Genomic DNA, 18,305 nt, shown 5'->3' with positions numbered 1-18,305 from the left:
TTTTATATCTTCTTAGTTCCATTTAATTTGATTTTTATCTTTATTTAATTTGATTTTGCATTTATTTTGACTTACTTTTCTTGTTTTATTTTGATTAGAAAATCTTTAAATAAAATGACGTTCTATATCATGGCAATTAGAAGATACGCTGACGATTTAAGAAAATCTGATAAGTTTAATCATAAGGGAAAGATTGATTACGAAATTAGTATGAAGACTAATATTTATGATGTTAACTTTGTACGTAATTATCAGGTTGTAAATAATCTTGCCCTTTTATATGACAAGGTAAAGCCTGGAAAGGGTGACTTTTTAAATCTCTCTGTAGGCTCTCATGAGGTTTCTTTAGCTGTAAGTGAAAAGTTTAGATCAGAGGTAGATGAGTTAATAAAAAATGAAGAAATTCTTCATACCAAAGAAAACATGGTTGCTATTACAATTTCCTTCTCTGGTGATTTTTTGAAAACACCTGGAATCCTATATATGGCAACAAGAAAGCTAGCTTGGGAGAATATTAACTTAACTGAGATAGTTTCAACAATGAATGAATTAACCTTTGTTATAGAAAAGGAAGATAGCATCAAGGCTCTTGATGTTTTACAGTCATTCTTCGATGAAGAGATTTAATGTAGTTGTGGCACCTAGAAATGGAGGAAAGACGAGATATCTCTCCTCTATTAAATGTGCTTATGGTATTTTAACTAAAAGTATTGATAGCTCTAAAAATGAGCTATATTTTTATGACTTAAAAAGCGGCAACACTCATAGCTTCTTAAAAAGAGTAGATGGACGCTACCAGGAGGAGGAAGGAGCCTTTGAATGGGCTGAAAAAATCCTATTAGCTCTCACTTCTGGTACCGTCATCATAGACGAGTGTGGAAAAATTGAGCTCGTTAATAAGAGGGGCTTTTATAATGTTATAAACACTCTTATCGAGAGAGAAGATATAACTCTTTATGTTGCTGTTAGAGATAGCAACCTAGAGCTATTTCTTAACACCTATAAAAGGAATTGGAATATAATTAAACTCTAACAGGTAGAATTTTTCTCATACATTCTATTGCCTTAGGTGTTCCTGCATAAATATCCTTTTTAAATTTTTTCTTCTCATATAAAAAGCTATCTGTATATACAAATTTTTCACCATCGACATAGACGATATCCATACCAACCTTCTTTAGTACTGCATGTGCTGATACAATATCCCAAACAAAGCATGGCTGATTTACACACCCTTGAATTGCTGAGAATACAACAACAGAGAGTAGGTGGATAATTGATGAGCCAAAGGTTCTTACCTTTCCTTCAAAGTGTGAGAAATCCATTTTTACTTGACCGCCGGAGCCCATAGTAACCTGTTTTACATCATCCTTATTATCCTGTAATGTAAATACTTTTCCATCAACTAGAAGCTCTCCATTTGGATCTAAGCGAACAAACATATCCTCTCTTCCTCTTCCAAAGCGAGGAAGATAGATCATAGCGCCAACGGGCTCTCTATTTGAATCAATAATTCCTAATGAGATAGCAAAGGATGGAAGTCCCTGTGAATATACATCTGTTCCATCGATTGGATCTAGGATAAATGTATATTTTGCATCCTCCTTTTTTACTATCTCTGCTTCCTCTGAGATAAAGCCGCAATCGGGAAAGAGTCTTGCAACATCCTCCTCTATTCTCTTTGAAATTGCTAAATCTGTCTCAGTTAAGACAGAGCCATCGCTCTTGAAGGAGCGATGTATTTCATTTTGCATCCTTTTTGCAAAGATCCCTGCTTCAATTATTTCTTTACTTAGCTCATCTAGGGCTGATTTATCTAGTGTGTACATTGTTTTTTTCTTTCTTTTTGAGTAACCTTTTTTTGTTGTGAACAAAGAAATTCAAGATTCGATTAAAGATTACATTAAATCATCTCTCCTCTACAAGAGTTTTAAGAAAGATCAAGGTGGTACCTTTAGAATAAAGGGCCTTGATGGTTATGCCTTGACAAGGCTTATGGAGCTTGTACAGAGAAGTACCTCCTCTAGAGTAATTGCTCTATTGCCAACTGAGGAGATAGCTAAGGAGGTATATACAGATTTATCTGATTTAGAGGATATACCAGCTGTATATTTCCCTTCAAATGGTAAAAAGCTTTATAGCCCAGCTAATGCAAGCATGGGTGAGTATGCGCAATCAAAGGCATTAAGTACAATTTCCTCTCTAAAGCAAGGTATTATTGTTACCTCTCTACGTGCATTTTCTTCTCCTGTAATAAGTAAGCAAAGCCTTTCTAATCTAAGCTTAACTATAAAGGTTCATGATAAGTTTGACCCAATGAGCCTAGCAAAGAAGCTCTCTGAGGCTGGATATTATAGACAGGGAAGCTGCTATGAGGTTGGTACATACTCAATAAGAGGTGAGGTAATGGAAATCTTTCCATTCTCAGAGGAGCTTCCAGTTAGACTATATGCTTCCTGGGATGAGATAGAGAAAATTGCACTCTTTGATCCAATAACTCAAAAAGCTACAAAAAGTGTATCAAGATATACATTAAGCTTAATGAGTGAGAGTAGCGAGACAGAGAATGCTAGCTTTACTTCATATATTTTAGATGATGATTACTTCTTTTATGTTGGTTCCTCTAGAATGGAGGTTGCATATCGCTCTCTAATTAGTGAGGCTAAGGCTCTATTTAAGGAAGCATATAACCAGCAAAAGGATGTTGTTCTTCCAGATAAGCTATTAATTAATGCTCCTGAATATATTCAAAAGCGAAGTAGGAAGATGGTAGTTGAGGATATAGCCGCAGATGATTGCTATACCTTTGATATCCAGGTTGCAAAGTCTTACTTTGGAAATGTTAAGTACTTTAAGGAAGAGCTAGATGCATTAATAAAGAATAACTACAAGGTAGTAGTTGTTTCTCCTTCTGTTGTTCAGCAGCAGCGCTTAGAGACAGTTTTAAGAGATTATCCTGAAACTGAGCTTGTAGTTTCAGATATTTCTCATGGCTTTACTATAGATGAGATAAGACTCTCTGTTATTTTAGATGGTGAAATCTTTGGTCGAAGAAGAATTAAAACAGAAAAGACATTAGTAAATGTCTCTTCTGCTCCTATAGATTCCTTCGTCGATTTACATGAGGGTGATTACGTTGTCCATGTCAACTATGGTATTGGTCAATTTGTTAAGATAGAGAGAGCTAAAACTACACGAAGTGAGCGTGACTATATTAAAATTAAATATCTTCACGATGAGTATCTCTACGTTCCTATCGAGCAAGCAGATTTAGTTCAGCGCTACATCGGCTCCGATGGTAGAGCTCCTAAGCTCGATACTATGGGTGGAAGTGGATGGACTAAAAAGAAGCAAAGGGCCTTAAAGAATGCTCAGGAGTTAGCTTCTCAATTAATAAAGCTATATGCTGCAAGACAAAATTCCTTTGGCTTTCCTTTCCTTCCTGATAATGATTGGCAGCTTCAATTTGAAGCGTCATTCCCATATACAGAGACTCCTGACCAGCTTAAGTGTATAGAGGATATAAAGAAGGATATGGAGTCAGATAAGGTAATGGACCGCCTTATCTGTGGTGATGTTGGATATGGAAAAACTGAGATCGCATTTAGAGCAGCTTTTAAGGCTGTCATGAGCGGTAAGCAGGTTGCTTTCCTCGCTCCAACTACTATTTTAGCTGAGCAGCACTATAGAAAGTTTAAGGAAAGAGCCCAGGCCTTTCCAGTAAATGTTGAGATGCTCTCAAGAATTGTTAGCACTAAGGACCAAAAGAGAATCCTAACTAACCTTAAGGATGGTAAGGTAGATGTTCTTTTTGGAACTCATAAGATTTTACAAAAGAATGTAGTTTATAAAAACCTCGGTCTTTTAGTTGTTGATGAGGAACAGAGATTCGGTGTTAAGGATAAAGAGAAGATTAAGTCTATGAAGGTAAATGTAGATTGCTTAACTCTTTCTGCAACACCTATTCCTAGAACACTATATATGTCTCTTTTGAAGGTTCGTGATATGTCATTGCTGACAACGGCTCCAAGAGAAAGACTTCCTATTTCTACAATAATTACCGATTACAACATTAATCGTGTTGTACAAGCAATTAGAAAGGAATTAGATAGAGGAGGCCAAGTATTCTATCTACACAATAGAATACAGGATTTAAGCGAATTATCATATCAGCTGAGGATGCTTATCCCTGATGCAATAATTGAATATGCTCATGGCCAAATGGATCCAAATGATTTGGAAGATATTATGCATCGCTTCGTATATGAGGGTGTACAGGTATTAGTTTCAACTACAATTATTGAAAATGGTATCGATATCCCAAATGTAAATACAATTATTATTGATAATGCAGAGCGCTTTGGCTTATCTCAGCTATATCAATTAAGAGGAAGAGTAGGTCGAAGCGATAGACAGGGCTACTGCTATCTATTCTATCCTTCTGAGGATATGTTAAATGATGATGCTGTAAAGCGCTTAAAGGTATTAAGTGAGCATACAAGCCTTGGTAGTGGCTTTAAGGTTGCTATGAAGGATATGGAAATTAGAGGTGCAGGAAATATATTGGGCCAAGAGCAGAGTGGAGAGCTTGAGGCTGTAGGTCTTGATATGTATATGAAGATTCTTGATGAGGAGATAAATAGACAAACTAAGGGAGAAAAGAGCCAATCAGATAGAGAGGTTTATCTTGAGCTCGATTACTCAGGCTTTATCCCTGATTCATATATTAAGGATCCTGCAATTAAGTTTGAGGTTTATAGAAAGATAAGCTCTGTTAAGGAGGATGCTGAGCTCGATGCATTACGCTCTGAGCTTGAGGATAGATTTGGTCCTTATCCTATTGAGGTTGATAACCTACTATGTATTGCTCAGCTTAAGATTCTATGTAGAAGACTTGAGATTTATCATCTATCTGAAAGCAGAGGCTTTGTACAAATTGAATTTTCTCACCTTGCTGCTATTAAGCCAGAGAAGATTATTAACCTACTAAAGCTTGGAAATGGTAGGATAAAGATGGATCCATCAAGAATGAATTATATGAAGATGCAGACAGATGCTGTATCATTAAAGGATAAAGCACTATTTATCCTTGATCAGCTTAAGAGATTGGAGTAGAGAATGGAAAAGGAAGAGATTTATAAAAATATAAATGATATCGAAATTAGACAGGGAATAATGAGGGGTATTAAGAGCTATGTTATTAGAAATAATGTGCTCGATGATAACCAGAAAAAGAGTGTAGAAGCTTATTTCCCTGATTATGCTGTTACCTTTAAGGATGAATTTGTAGCTCCTGGTTCTCTTTTTTCTGATCCAAATAAGCCAGTTATTATTGAAATTGGGTTTGGTATGGGAACTTCTACAGAGATTATTGCTAGAGAAAGAAAGGATTATAACTATCTTTGTTTAGAGGTTTATCTTCAGGGCTTCGTACGTCTCTTAAAGGCGGTAGGAGAGGAGAAGATGGATAATATTAAGCTCATGCGTTTTAATGCTGTTGATGTGCTTGAGCATATGATTCCTGACTCATCTATTGATGGCTTTCATATTTTCTTCCCTGACCCGTGGCCAAAGAAAAAGCACCATAAGAGAAGATTAATTCAAAAGGATTTTGTTAATTTACTCTCAAGAAAGCTTAAAAAAGGTGGTTATATTTATCTTGTTACCGATTGGGAGGAATATGCTGAGTGGATGCTTGATATTCTCTCTCAAGAAAGCTTGATAGAAAATGCTTATGACTCCTACGCTGAGCCAAGAAGCTGGAGACCAAGAACTAAGTTCGAGCAAAAGGGCTTAGATAAGGCTTATAAGATAAATGAGCTATGGTTCGTTAAAAAGTGAATAAGAGACCTGCCTTATGGTGGGTCTTGTTTTATATTAGAGCGTTATTGACAATGGTTTTTCATGTTGATATCATTTTGATATCATAATAACTCGGAGGGAATATGATAGAATTTCGCTCAATTACTAAAGAATATAAAAAGGGCATTAAGGCTGTTGATAATTTGAACCTCAAGCTTGAGGAGGGAAAAATATTTGGCTTTTTAGGTCCAAATGGTGCTGGTAAGTCAACAACTATTAAGATGCTAGTTTCAATTATTCCTCCAACTAGTGGAGAAATTCTCTATAACGGTGTTGATATTAGAAAGGATCCAGTTGCATTTAAAAAACTACTAGCATATGTACCTGATGAACCTAAGTTTTATCAAAAGCTAACGGGCTATGAGTATCTTAACTTCATTGCTGATATCTTTGAGGTGGATGAAAAAACACGTAAGAAGAGGATAGAGAAATATTCAGCTCTCTTTGGACTTGAGGAGGCCTTAAAGGATTTAGTCAGCTCATATTCTCATGGTATGGGACAAAAGCTCAGTCTTATGGCAGCTTTAGTTCATAATCCTAAAATAATAGTTCTTGATGAACCAATGGTTGGCTTGGACCCTAAAGCAAGTAGAGAGGTTAAGGATATTATGCGTTCTCTTGCTGACTCAGGTTCAATAGTATTCTTCTCCACTCATGTATTAGAGGTAGCTGCTAATATTTGCGATAGAGTAGGTATTATAAATAAGGGGCATTTAATTGCAGAGTCAAGTGTTGATGAGCTATTAAAGGGTAAGGGTGAGACCCTAGAGGATTACTTCCTTTCAATTACTAAGGAGGCATAAATATGCTTAAAGCTTTAGTAAGGACATATTATAAGGGAAATGGCGGGCTTAGCTTAGTCCAGGCTATAAAAACTGGTAGATCAAAAAACGGTAAAAGAAGAAAGGGTGTTGGTATTCTTTCTTATTTTGGCCTATTCTATCTTTCTTTATTATACATGTGGATGATTTACTCAAACTTTGTATCACAGCTAAGACAATCAGTAGGATTAGCTTTAATCTCAATACATGGTCTTGGGTTAATGCTTTCAATATTCTTTACACTAACAAGTGTTGACAATGTGCTTGTAAGTGGAAAGGATTTAGATACACTTAAAACCTTACCAATAGATAATAAGACATTAACGCTATCACGATTTTTAATCCTTTATATAGAAGTCTTTATAGAAAGTATACTTGTAATTATTCCATTTATAATTGCATGCTTATTAAATACAAGATTTTCAATACTATTTTACCTTTTAATAATTGCTGATGCATTTGTAATACCTTTCTTTTCAGCATTCTTTATGGGTGTTTTTTCATACCTAAGTCAAAAGAGTATAGTAATAAAAAGAATTAAGACTATATTGATTTATGCGCTTTCATTATTCCTTGTATATTTTATGCTTAGAGTATTAGGTAAGCAGGCTGGACCAAATGCAGCAATAACATTAGTTTTGAATGATAAAGTAAGTATAACAAATGAAATCTTAATTCTGTTTTCTCTAATAATATTTTTCTTAGCTGTAGCTGGGTTAGCTTTATATTTTATTTCTTTATTACTTAGTAGAGCTGTAGCTGAGAGTGAAGGAATAAAAGAGGATGTAAAAGCTCATAGTAAAGAAATTAGCTTTAAAAAATCATCTGTTATTAAGGCTTTAATGCTTAGAGAGAAGAGAATAATGTTTTCTTCCTCTTCATTCTCAACAGAGTTGATTTTAGAGCTCGTTATGCCTCTCTTTATTATAGTTATATATGCACTAATGGGTATTTTAGGTGATATGAGTAAGGATATAATGTCTATCCCTGGAATTGAGAAATATATACACCTTGTTCTATGGGGTATAATCTTGATGTTCTATACCTTTAATATGCTTTCATCTACCTCTGTTTCAAGAGAGGGAAAGGATTTTGATTACTCAAGAACACTCCCTGTTAATGAAAAGCAGAGAGTAAAAGCAAAGCTATATTTCCATATGCTATTAACTATTCCTTGTATTGATTTATTTATTATTGCTGTAGCTATCTTTACAAGAGCGCCTTTAATAGAAACAATCTTAGTTTTGTTTTCTTCGATATTTTATATTGCAGGAATTAGTGCTGTTGGGCTTGCAATCGATTATAAAAAGCCACATACAGAGTGGGAGCGTCCTCAGGAGGCAGTAAAGCAAAACCTAAATGGACTCGGTGCTATGGGTATTAACCTAATTCAACTAATTATTATTGTCTCTTTAGTAGTTTTATGTGAAATATATATCAAAGTAAGAGTAGCTTCCTTAATAATTCCTTCACTAGTATCTATTATATTTTTCTTAATTTTCTCAAAGCTAGCATTCGCTAATGCAAAAAAGCAGTACACATTTTAATTAAAATTAGAGATAATTTTTATATGAATGGATTAGTACTTGAAGGTGGTGCGATGAGAGGCATGTTCACATCAGGAATTCTTGATGTGTTCATGCAGGAAAATATTACTTTTGACACATGTGTTGGTGTAAGTGCTGGTGCTGTCTTTGGTTGTAATTTTAAATCAAGGCAGATAGGTAGAGCTATTCGATATAATAAAAAGTATTGTAATGACAAAAGATATTGCTCTGTATATTCACTGCTAACTACAGGAGATTTATATGGAGCTACCTTTTGCTATGATACTCTTCCTAACGTCTTAGATCCCTTTGATTACGAAGCCTTTGAAAACAATCCAATGGATTTTTGGTGTGTTACCACAGATGTAAAAAGTGGTAAGCCATATTATGTGAAAACTACTAAGGGTAGTGGTGATGACATGCTTTACTTAAGAGCTAGTGCCTCAATGCCATTAGTATCTAGTAGCGTAAAGGTTGGTGGTAAGCTTTTATTAGATGGAGGGATATCAGATCCAATTCCTTATCGCTTTATGCTTGATAAAAAGGTCGATAGGTGTGTTGTGATACTTACACAGCCAGAGGGCTATATTAAAAAGAAAAATCCTATGAATCCTCTCTTTAAGCTTATTTATAGAGGTGATAAGAGTGGAATTGCAAGAGCGATGTCTATTCGTCATGAGGTTTATAATAGTCAAACAGAAGAGATTAAAAAGCTAGAAAAAGAGGGTAAGCTATTTGTTATTAGACCAAAATATAGTCTAGATATAGGAAAAACAGAGAAAGACCCTGAAAAGCTTGAGAGGGTTTATCAAGAGGGGAGGCGTATAGCTATTGAAATCCTGCCTGATTTAATTAGTTATCTTTCATAATTATTAGAGCTACCTGAAATATGGTATTTCTTTTTTATCTCCTAAGAGTGGAAATAATTCTTTACAAGTAATATTTACCATGATAATCTGATATCAGATATAAAAAGTGATATCACTTTTAATAAAAAGGAGACAAAATGAAAAAACTTATTGCTATCACACTTGTGATGTTATTAGCATTCACAACAGTATTTGCAAATGGCAGTTCTGAATCACAAGCAACAGCTGATTCAGGTAAAACTTACACAATTAAGCTTGGACACACAATGAGTACTGCTCATCCAAGACACGTATCTCTTTTAGAGTTTGAGAAATATGTTGAGGAAAAGAGTGGTGGCAAAGTACAAGTAGAATTGTTCCCAGCAGGTGTTCTTGGTTCAGAACCTGATATGCAGGAATCAATGAGAATGGGAACTTTAGAGGCATTCGTTGGTGGTCCTTTTGATACTATTTCTAAGAAATTAAACTTATTCTTAATGCCATTCTTCTTTGACAATCAAGAGGCATTAATGAGAGTTGCTAAGAATGAGGAAGTATTTAATATCATTTCATCAGATGCTGAAGCTAATGGACTTAAGATTCTTGCAATTGGTGATGGTGGTGCAAGACAGATTACTAACTCAAAGAGAAGAATCACAAAACCTGCTGATATGAAGGGCTTAAAGCTTAGAACTCCTTCTATCGAAGCAATCATGGTTTGTATGGAAACTCTCGGTGCTTCAACTGTTTCAATTCCTCTTGCAGATTGTTATATGTCACTTAAAACTGGTGTAGCTGATGGACAGGAGAACCCTGTTGCAACAATTTATGATCAGAAGCTTTTTGAAGTACAAAAGTATATTACATATGTAAACTATCAGTATCATCCAGAAGTATTAACAATGAATGCTAAATACTACAACTCTCTTCCTGCAGAATATCAGCAGATTTTAAGTGATGCTGCATGGCTCTTCATTGAAACTGAAAACAAGATTGCAATTGAGAATGCAGAATCACGCCTCGAAGAAATGAAGGCTTATGGATGCGATGTTTATACTCCAACTGATGCTGAAAAGCAGGCATTTGTAGATGCATGTACTCCTGTATATGATCACTTTGTAAATACTCTTAAGTACTTTACTCAAGAAGAATTAGATCTGGTTAAATCACTCGCAATGGGTAAATAACAGTCAAAAAGAATACTATGGCCTGGCTGTGTAGTCAGGCCTTTTTTAGGATTAATTAATGAATACTATACTCAAATATTTAGATAAAGCTATGTCTTTTATTTTGATTGTATTAGTTGCGTTCTTAGCTATAGGAGTATCGGTCACTGTTGTATTAAGATACTTCTTCGGGCTTTCTTTTAGTACGCTTGAAGAGTTATTAACAATGGCCTTTATTTTTACAACATTGTTTGGTTCTGCTCTAGCAATCAGAGAAAAACAGCATATTTCAATTTCATATCTTGCGGATAAAATTGTTGGAAAAAGTAAAAAGAAAAAGATAATATCTGTTTTATTAGTTGATTTATCAATTTTATTTGTTTCAATTGTAATGATTTATTTTTCTATTTCATGGATTGGTCAGGTTGGTCATTTACTATCACCAAACTCACATTTACCAATGAGTGTGTACTATATCTTTGTACCAATAACATTTTTTATTACCGTTTTTTATGTAGTAATTGATATGCTTTCTTACTTCGTAAGGATAGAAAATGCAGATGGTGGATATTCTACTGATGATGTTCTACCGGAGGAAAAAGAAATATGAATCTAACTATATTATTTATTGCCTTATTGATATTTATACTTATAGGAGTTCCTATAGGATACTCTCTCGGTGGAGCAGGTATCATTTACTTTTTCTTAGAAAATCCTGCATTTTTAATGAGTGTTCCACAAAGAGTTTTTGCTGGATTAAATTCATTTATATTAATTGCAATGCCTTTGTTTATGCTCTCAGGTGAATTGATGAACCATGGAGGGTTAACAAAGAGACTTATTAACTTTGCTTTATTAATATGTAAGCCATTTAGAGGTGGTTTAGGAGAAGTAAATGTTGTTGCTTCTATGATTTTTGGTGGCATTACTGGCTCATCTGTTGCTGATACCTCTGCTCTTGGTTCAATATTAATTCCAGATATGACTAAGCAGGGTTATTCAAAAGAATTTTCTACAGGTATTACCGTTGCTTCCTCTACTGTTGGTATGATTATTCCACCATCCATTCCTATGTTGATGTTTGCAATGGTATCAGGAGTATCTGTAGGAAAACTATTTATGGGAGGTGTTATACCTGGATTGTGTATAGGTATCTTCCAGCTTGTTGTTGTTTGGCTTTATTCAGAAAAGAAGGGCTATCATAAAATTGAAGCTAAAATAGATCAATCAGTATTTAAAGTTGTAGTAGATGGTTTAATTGCTTGTTTAATGCCTGTTATGATTTTAGTATTCACAACATTTGGTATTACTACTGCAAGTGAAAGTGCTGCAGTAGCTGTAGTATATTCACTTATTGTTGGTAAATTCTTCTATAAGGAGCTTAAGTGGAAGCATATAGTTGCAGCATTAAAGAAGACTGCAATTATGACTGCTACTATTATGGTTATTGGAGGATTTACAAATGTATTTACTTATATTTTAGCAATTAAACAAGTTCCACTTGCGATTGCAAACTTTATTTTAAGTTCAAATATACCAACATGGATTATTTTCTTACTCTTTGATATTCTAATTCTTCTTTTAGGAACATTCTTAGATGTAGTTCCATGTATTCTATTAATTGCACCTATTATGTTACCAGTATTCACTACACTTGGAATGAGTGAAATTACTTTTGGTATGATTTTAGTTGTAGGTCTTGCAATTGGACTTGTAACACCTCCTGTAGGAATGTGCTTGAATGTAGGAAGTAAAATATCAGGAATGTCTATTGTTAGTGTTTTTAAATCTTCTTCTCCATTCTTACTTTGTAATATTTTAGTACTACTGATGGTTACTTTCGTTCCAGCAGTATCAACATGGCTTCCAAGCTTATTAGCATAAGGAGAATAAAATGACATTAAAAGAAAAACTTAAAAAGGGACCTGTTTTTGGCATTACCTGTTATACAGGAATGGCAAGTGTTGTAGAGTGCATTGGAAGATGGGGATATGACTTTGTATATCTCGATCTTGAACACTCAACTATAGATGGACTATGTAATATTGAAAGATTGATATTAGCTGCTAAGCATGCTGGAGTATCCCCATTAGTAAGAGTATCAGGAGTTCATGATTCTGAAATAAGACAAGTTCTTGAGATGGGAGCAGAAGGCGTAGTTGTTCCTCACTGCAGATGCAAAGAAGATGTTGAAAAAATTATTTTCAATGCTAAGTTTCCTCCTATGGGTAGAAGAGGTGGAGAAAGTAACGTCAGAGCAGCAGGCTTTGGTGTAAATGGTTTTTCATGGTCTGAATACACTAAGAAAAGCAATGAAGATACTATGATCATTCCAATGGACGAAGACTTTGAATTTACTGAAAATATTGAAGAAATTTTAAGTGTTGATGGAATTGATGCAGTTAATTTTGGTCCTGTCGATTATGCTCTTTCTGTTGGAGCTGAGGTTGGATATAAAATAACCGATGAGAGAGTTGATTATGGTTATAATAGATTAAGAGCTGTGACAAAAGAGAAGGGTATAGGAATTATGGCTCCTGTTGTTCCTTCTACAGAATCTGATTTACGTGCTGCAATTGACCGAGGTATTAATATGCTTATTTTGGGAAATGACATGTACCATTTAAATCAAGGTTTAGGTAGAATTGCTAAGGAAGTTGAGAAAGTAAAATAGTGTTTTCAAAAAAAATAATAATCTGATATATTAATCTTGAAGGAAAAACATTAATGGCTGATATCAGTACTACAATTTTTGAGGCATTGAAAAAAGAAATAACTACATTAGAAATAATCCCTGGAGAAAAAATAAGTGAGGGGGAAATTTGTTCTCGTTTTTCTGTCACAAGACCTCCTGTACGAACTGCTTTTCAGCGCCTTCAAGATATTGGTTTATTAGAGAATGTCCCATATAAAGGTGCAACTGCAACTCTCATTAGTTTATCATCTGTCCATCAAATGATCTTTATGAGAACTGCAGTTGAATCCTGGATTATCAAGGATTTTATTAATACTAATCCCTCTCCATTTATTTTAGAAGAAATTGAACATAATTTAAGAATGCAACAAATTCATGTTTCACAAGATGAAATAGATGAGAAACAATTCTTCATCCTCGATTGTGCCTTTCATCAATTTTGGTTTGATAGAATGCATTGTGATGATGTTTGGAAAATGATTCAAAGTGATTTAAATTATGAACGCTTTAGAATGCTTGATTTCGTAGGGACTCTAGGTTATAGAGATATTGTTAATAATCATGAGAAACTATTTGAAGCAATAAAAAAAGGTGATAGTAATTCAATAACTCCAATACTTTCTTCCCATCTAAATGCTGGGCTTGCTCGAATGGGAAATTTAATTAGAACAGATTATAAACAGTATTTTGTACTTGATGAAAAAGATAATGAATACTGGCTTTCATATAATGAAAAGCTTTTAAAGTAAAGAGTTCGTTAAATAATAATTTATTGATTCCCCTTTATTTTTTACTATATTGCTGCATATTTATTAGATACAAAATTATATTTGCTTTTACTCCTTAGTAATGAAGGAGTTGATTAAACCTAATTATTTTTGTGATAGATTTTTGGTAAATGCAATTTTGAAATTATAATGAGAATGGGTTCTAATTCCCCCTAGAGTTTTTATCAGTCTCTTTGATTGTAGATATAAAAATCAGCAGGCTTTTACACCTGCTGAATATTTTTTCTTTGATTTATCACTCAGCCTTTGCAGCTTTTGCTTCAGCAATAACTTCATCTGCGAGTCTACCCTGTAGAGTTTCATAGTGGCTGAACTCAAGCTCGAAGGAACCTGTTCCACTTGTCATACTCTTAAGGTCGATAGCATATGTTCTAAGCTCTGCCATTGGTACCTCTGCCTGTACTGCAACAAGGTGTCCCTTTTCTTCCTGACCAAGTACTCTACCGCGCTTAGCAGAGAGGTCTGAAAGGATTGCACCAAGATATTCATTTTCGATGAATACTTCAAGCTTCATGATAGGCTCTAAGAGTACACAGCCAGCCTTAGAGAGAGCAATTTCCATAGCTCCCTTAGCAGCAAGCTTAAATGCCATTTCTGATGAGTCTACTGGGTGCTCCTTACCATCGATAAGTGTGATACCGATATCAACTAGTGGATATCCTGCTAAGTAACCTTCACTCATTGATTCCTGAATACCCTTTTCGATACCTGGAACATAACCCTTAGAGATTGCTCCACCCTTAATAGCATTAGTAAACTGATAGTAAGAGCCTCTTTCGATTGGTTCAATTTCAATAAGTACACGACCAAACTGTCCGTGACCACCAGACTGCTTCTTGTGTGAGTATTCAGCAATACCACTCTTACGTGTAATAGTTTCACGATAAGCGATACGAGGAGTTTGAGTATTAATCTTAATCTTCTGCTTCTCTTGAACCTTTTCAAGGATCATAGAGATTTGAAGCTCACCCATACCACCGATTACAGTTTCCTTAGTTTCAGGATTCATCTTAATCTGGAATGTTAAATCCTCTTCAGCAATCTTGTAGAGAGCTTCATTCATCTTATCAGCACTCTTCTTATCCTCTGTGCTTACAGCAAGCTGGAATACTGGCTGAGGAAGTCTAACTGGTCTAAATACATAGTTAACATCTGGACCAGAGAGGAGAGAACAGTTAGTAGAGGTAATGTTACTCTTAGCAATAATACCGATATCACCTGCCTCTAAAGCATCAACCTCAATAAGCTTCTTACCAAGTGCTCTATAGAGCTTACCTGGTTTTTCTTTCTTCTTTAAATCTGGGTTGTAGAGATCTGTTTCAGGAGTAATCTTTCCTGCAACAACCTTGATAAAGCTAAGCTTACCACTGAACTGGTCGATAGTTGTCTTGAAGCAATATGCAGCAACAGGACCATTTGGATCAATTGGAGTTGTATGCTCGATACCTTGTTCATCAATTTTGAAATCAAAGCCATCGAGTGGGTTAGGGAAGTTATTTCTAATAAAGTTAAGAAGTGAAGTAATACCAGCACCCTTATCTGTAGCACCACAGAATACAGGTACAACACGATTATCCTTTAAGCCTTCTCTGAGACCTCGTCTAATTTCATCGCTAGTTAAAGTTCCTTCTTCAAAGAACTTCTCGATTAAATCATCTGCACCTTCAGCTGCATTTTCAATTAAGCGGTTTCTGAAATCTTCAACAACTGCTGAATACTTTTCAGGAATAGGGATAGCCTTTTCCTTGCCACCTGGAACAAATTCATAAGCCTGGTTCTCAATAAGGTTAATAACACCTTTAAACTCTTCAGCCTCACCAAGTGCCATTACAACTGGAACAAAGTGTGATTGGAATTCACTTTCAAGTGAATCGATTACATGTCTATAGCTAGCACGCTCTTTATCCATCTTGTTGATGAATACAGCACGTGGTTTATTTCTTGAATCAAGTCTTCTCCATAATTTGATTGTCTCAATCTGGGCACCGATACGTCCATCAACAACCATCAACGCAGCCTCACATGAACGGAAAGCACAAATAGCTTCACCGATAAAATCTGCTGTACCCGGAGTATCAATAATATTTATTGTCTTACCTTCCCATGTAAATGAATTAAGGGAAGCATGTACTGAAATCTTTCTTGCTATTTCTTCATCTGTGTAGTCTGATGTGGTCTTTCCACTTTCTACTGTTTCAGGTTTAGACAGGACGTTCGCATAATAAAGCATCTGCTCTACTAAGTTAGTTTTTCCTGTCCCATTATGGCCTACAAGAGCCACGTTTCTGAGGTCTTTTGATTGAACGCTCATAATTTCCTCCTTTTGAAAAAAATGCGTCTATTAAAAAATCTTAAAGCCCAAAGAATTGAATGTAAAGAAAAAAAGATAATTAAATGTAAATACGTAGTTTATATGTATTTTTTTTTCTTACTAATTGAATTATCTTTTATTTTGTTTTATACCTAAATAGTAATCATTACTAATAAGGAGCTACATAAAGTGTCAAAACATCTTCCTTTATCTGTAAGAGTTGCTATTGAAAAAGACAACCCAAGTATTAAAAGAGATGAATCAAAGTGCATTAAATGTGGACAATGTAAAAACATTTGCACAGAGCAAATTGGAGTACACGGCACCTATGATTTATTAAAAACAGGAGATAATGCTATTTGTATTAATTGTGGACAATGTGCAAATGTCTGTCCAACAAATAGTATTACTGAGGTTTATGAGTATCAAAGTGTAAAAGAGGCTATAAGAAATAAAGAAAAGACTGTAATTGTTAGTACCTCTCCATCTGTAAGAGTTGCATTAGGTGAAGAGTTTAATCTTCCAGCAGGAACCTTTAGTGAAGGTAAAATGATTTCTTTATTAAGAAAGCTTGGTGTTGATTATGTCCTTGATACAAACTTTGGTGCTGATTTAACAATTGTTGAGGAAGCAAGCGAATTAATTGAGAGAATAAAGGAAAATAGAAATCTTCCACAGTTCACATCATGCTGTCCTGCTTGGGTTAAGTATGTTGAAACATATTACCCTGAAATAATTCCTAACATTTCATCTGCTAAAAGTCCTATTGGAATGCAAGGTCCTACTATAAAGACTTATTTTGCTAAGAAAAGAGGCATAGACCCTACAAAAATCGTTAATGTCGCATTAACTCCATGTACCGCTAAAAAGTTTGAAATTAGAAGAAGTGAAATGAATAGTGCCGGTAAGTATCTAAATATTCCTTCTTTAAGGGATATGGATAATGTTATTACCACTAGAGAGCTTGCTATGTGGGCAAGAGAAGAAAATATCGATTTTAACTCTCTTGAGGATGGTAAGTATGACTCTCTTATGGGTGAAGCATCGGGATCTGGTGTAATATTTGGTAACACTGGTGGTGTTATGGAGGCAGCTCTAAGAACCGCATATTTCTATTTAACAGGAGAAAATATTCCAAAAGAGTCACTATCAAAGCTAGAGAGTGTTAGAGGTAATGACGGCATTAGAGAGGCTTCAATTGATATTAAGGGCTTAACAGTAAATGTCGCAGTAATCTATGGAACTGCAAATGCTAAAAAATTTATTGAAAGGATGAAAAAGGGCGATAAGACCTACCACTTTGTTGAGGTTATGACATGTCCTAATGGATGTATCGGTGGAGGTGGACAGCCAAAGAATCTTGAGGAAATTGAAAGCATTAGAGAAAAAAGAGTTAACGCTCTTTATAAACGTGATAATGAGCTTGCAAATAAGTTCAGTCATGAAAATGAAGAGATTAAGCTCCTCTATAAAGAGTTCTATGGAAAACCATTAAGTAAGCTATCTGAGCGTATGTTACATACTGCTTATATTGATAGATCAAAAGATTTAAATATAGGAGATAAAAAAATGGCAAAATTTAAATGTAAAGTTTGTGGCTATGTTTATGAAGGTGATGAATTACCAGCAGATTTCAAGTGTCCAATCTGTAAGCAGCCAGCTTCCTCATTTGAAAAGATAGAGGAAGAGGTAAAGTCAAATGGTAATCCTTATGCAGGAACAAAGACTGAAAAGAATCTTCTTGAAGCCTTTGCAGGAGAGAGCCAGGCAAGAAATAAATATACTTATTTTGCTGAGGTTGCTCAGAGAGAGGGTTATGAGGAATTAGCTGAAATCTTCTTAAAGACAGCTAGAAATGAGCAGGAGCATGCTAGAGTATGGTTCCAGGAGCTTGGTCACATCGGTTCATCAGCAGAAAATCTATTAGCTGCTGCTGAGGGTGAAAACTATGAGTGGACAGATATGTATGACAGAATGGCTAAGGAAGCTGAAGAAGAGGGCTTTACTGACCTTGCTAAGAGATTCAGAGCTGTTGGAGATATCGAGAAGCGCCATGAGGAACGCTACAGAAAGCTTTTAAACGATGTTAAAACAAAGCAGGTTTTCGAGAAGAGTAGTGTAACTATTTGGGAGTGTAGAGTATGTGGTCATATCTGTGTTGGTCTTAAGGCTCCAGAGGTTTGTCCAGTTTGTAAGTATTCTCAGTCCTTCTTTGAGGTTCATAAGATCTGATTAAACAAAAAAAGGAGCTGTTTCGGCAGCTCCTT

The 18,305-nt window shown here is 35.0% G+C and carries 15 protein-coding genes; 13 read left to right on the top strand and 2 right to left on the bottom strand.

All coding sequences use genetic code 11. From position 1 onward, the window contains the following. The first annotated feature begins 129 nt into the window (after nt 1-129). The gene (locus tag FYJ80_RS06015) at nt 130-627 is read left to right on the top strand and encodes a hypothetical protein (RefSeq protein ID WP_154425301.1); all 498 of its coding nucleotides are present in this window, start codon (nt 130-132) and stop codon (nt 625-627) included. After that, nucleotides 614-1,033 (top strand): hypothetical protein, encoded by a 420-nt coding sequence (locus tag FYJ80_RS06010; protein WP_154425300.1) that lies wholly within the window; start codon nt 614-616, stop codon nt 1,031-1,033. The genes FYJ80_RS06015 and FYJ80_RS06010 overlap by 14 nt, the downstream gene beginning before the upstream one ends. On the opposite strand, the gene FYJ80_RS06005 is transcribed toward FYJ80_RS06010, so the two are convergent. Beyond that, nucleotides 1,023-1,829 (bottom strand): inositol monophosphatase family protein, encoded by an 807-nt coding sequence (locus tag FYJ80_RS06005; protein ID WP_154425299.1) that lies wholly within the window; start codon nt 1,827-1,829, stop codon nt 1,023-1,025. The two genes, FYJ80_RS06010 and FYJ80_RS06005, sit on opposite strands and share 11 nt — an antisense overlap. A 37-nt stretch (nt 1,830-1,866) precedes the next feature. Between FYJ80_RS06005 and mfd the strand changes: the two genes are divergently transcribed. From mfd to FYJ80_RS05955, 10 genes are all read left to right on the top strand, one after another. Continuing rightward, nucleotides 1,867-5,115, top strand: a complete 3,249-nt coding sequence (mfd, locus tag FYJ80_RS06000) for a transcription-repair coupling factor (RefSeq protein ID WP_328596759.1) — start codon at nt 1,867-1,869, stop codon at nt 5,113-5,115. A gap of 3 nt (nt 5,116-5,118) precedes the next feature. After that, nucleotides 5,119-5,841, top strand: a complete 723-nt coding sequence (gene trmB, locus FYJ80_RS05995; protein ID WP_154425298.1) for a tRNA (guanosine(46)-N7)-methyltransferase TrmB — start codon at nt 5,119-5,121, stop codon at nt 5,839-5,841. A 104-nt stretch (nt 5,842-5,945) separates the two neighbouring features. Next, nucleotides 5,946-6,665: an ABC transporter ATP-binding protein gene (locus tag FYJ80_RS05990; protein WP_154425297.1), complete on the top strand. Its 720-nt coding sequence runs from the start codon at nt 5,946-5,948 to the stop codon at nt 6,663-6,665. Between the two features lie 2 nt (nt 6,666-6,667). Further along, nucleotides 6,668-8,230, top strand: coding sequence for a hypothetical protein (locus FYJ80_RS05985; RefSeq protein ID WP_154425296.1), 1,563 nt, complete (start codon nt 6,668-6,670; stop codon nt 8,228-8,230). Between the two features lie 23 nt (nt 8,231-8,253). Further along, on the top strand, nt 8,254-9,099 hold the full coding sequence (locus FYJ80_RS05980) for a patatin-like phospholipase family protein (protein WP_154425295.1): 846 nt from the start codon (nt 8,254-8,256) through the stop codon (nt 9,097-9,099). 137 nt (nt 9,100-9,236) lie between these two features. After that, the gene (locus FYJ80_RS05975; protein WP_154425294.1) at nt 9,237-10,265 is read left to right on the top strand and encodes a TRAP transporter substrate-binding protein; all 1,029 of its coding nucleotides are present in this window, start codon (nt 9,237-9,239) and stop codon (nt 10,263-10,265) included. Nucleotides 10,266-10,323: 58 nt separating this feature from the next. Then, nucleotides 10,324-10,854, top strand: a complete 531-nt coding sequence (locus FYJ80_RS05970) for a TRAP transporter small permease (RefSeq protein ID WP_154425293.1) — start codon at nt 10,324-10,326, stop codon at nt 10,852-10,854. Then, the gene (locus FYJ80_RS05965; RefSeq protein WP_154425292.1) at nt 10,851-12,128 is read left to right on the top strand and encodes a TRAP transporter large permease; all 1,278 of its coding nucleotides are present in this window, start codon (nt 10,851-10,853) and stop codon (nt 12,126-12,128) included. The genes FYJ80_RS05970 and FYJ80_RS05965 overlap by 4 nt, the downstream gene beginning before the upstream one ends. A 10-nt stretch (nt 12,129-12,138) precedes the next feature. Next, on the top strand, nt 12,139-12,918 hold the full coding sequence (locus FYJ80_RS05960; protein WP_154425291.1) for an HpcH/HpaI aldolase family protein: 780 nt from the start codon (nt 12,139-12,141) through the stop codon (nt 12,916-12,918). A 53-nt stretch (nt 12,919-12,971) separates the two neighbouring features. Further along, on the top strand, nt 12,972-13,688 hold the full coding sequence (locus FYJ80_RS05955) for a GntR family transcriptional regulator (protein ID WP_154425290.1): 717 nt from the start codon (nt 12,972-12,974) through the stop codon (nt 13,686-13,688). A gap of 274 nt (nt 13,689-13,962) precedes the next feature. Here FYJ80_RS05955 and FYJ80_RS05950 read toward each other — a convergent pair whose 3' ends face one another. Next, the gene (locus FYJ80_RS05950; RefSeq protein ID WP_154425289.1) at nt 13,963-16,038 is read right to left on the bottom strand and encodes an elongation factor G; all 2,076 of its coding nucleotides are present in this window, start codon (nt 16,036-16,038) and stop codon (nt 13,963-13,965) included. A gap of 189 nt (nt 16,039-16,227) precedes the next feature. On the opposite strand from FYJ80_RS05950, the gene rbr reads away from it, so the two are divergent. After that, the gene (rbr, locus tag FYJ80_RS12150; protein ID WP_206360989.1) at nt 16,228-18,270 is read left to right on the top strand and encodes a rubrerythrin; all 2,043 of its coding nucleotides are present in this window, start codon (nt 16,228-16,230) and stop codon (nt 18,268-18,270) included. Nucleotides 18,271-18,305: the final 35 nt, after the last annotated feature.

It is taken from the genome of Bullifex porci, from assembly GCF_009695635.1.
Classification (GTDB): domain Bacteria; phylum Spirochaetota; class Spirochaetia; order Sphaerochaetales; family Sphaerochaetaceae; genus Bullifex; species Bullifex porci.
The sequence above is the reverse complement of the archived record's forward strand: the minus strand, read 5'-3'. Positions and strand labels throughout refer to the sequence as shown.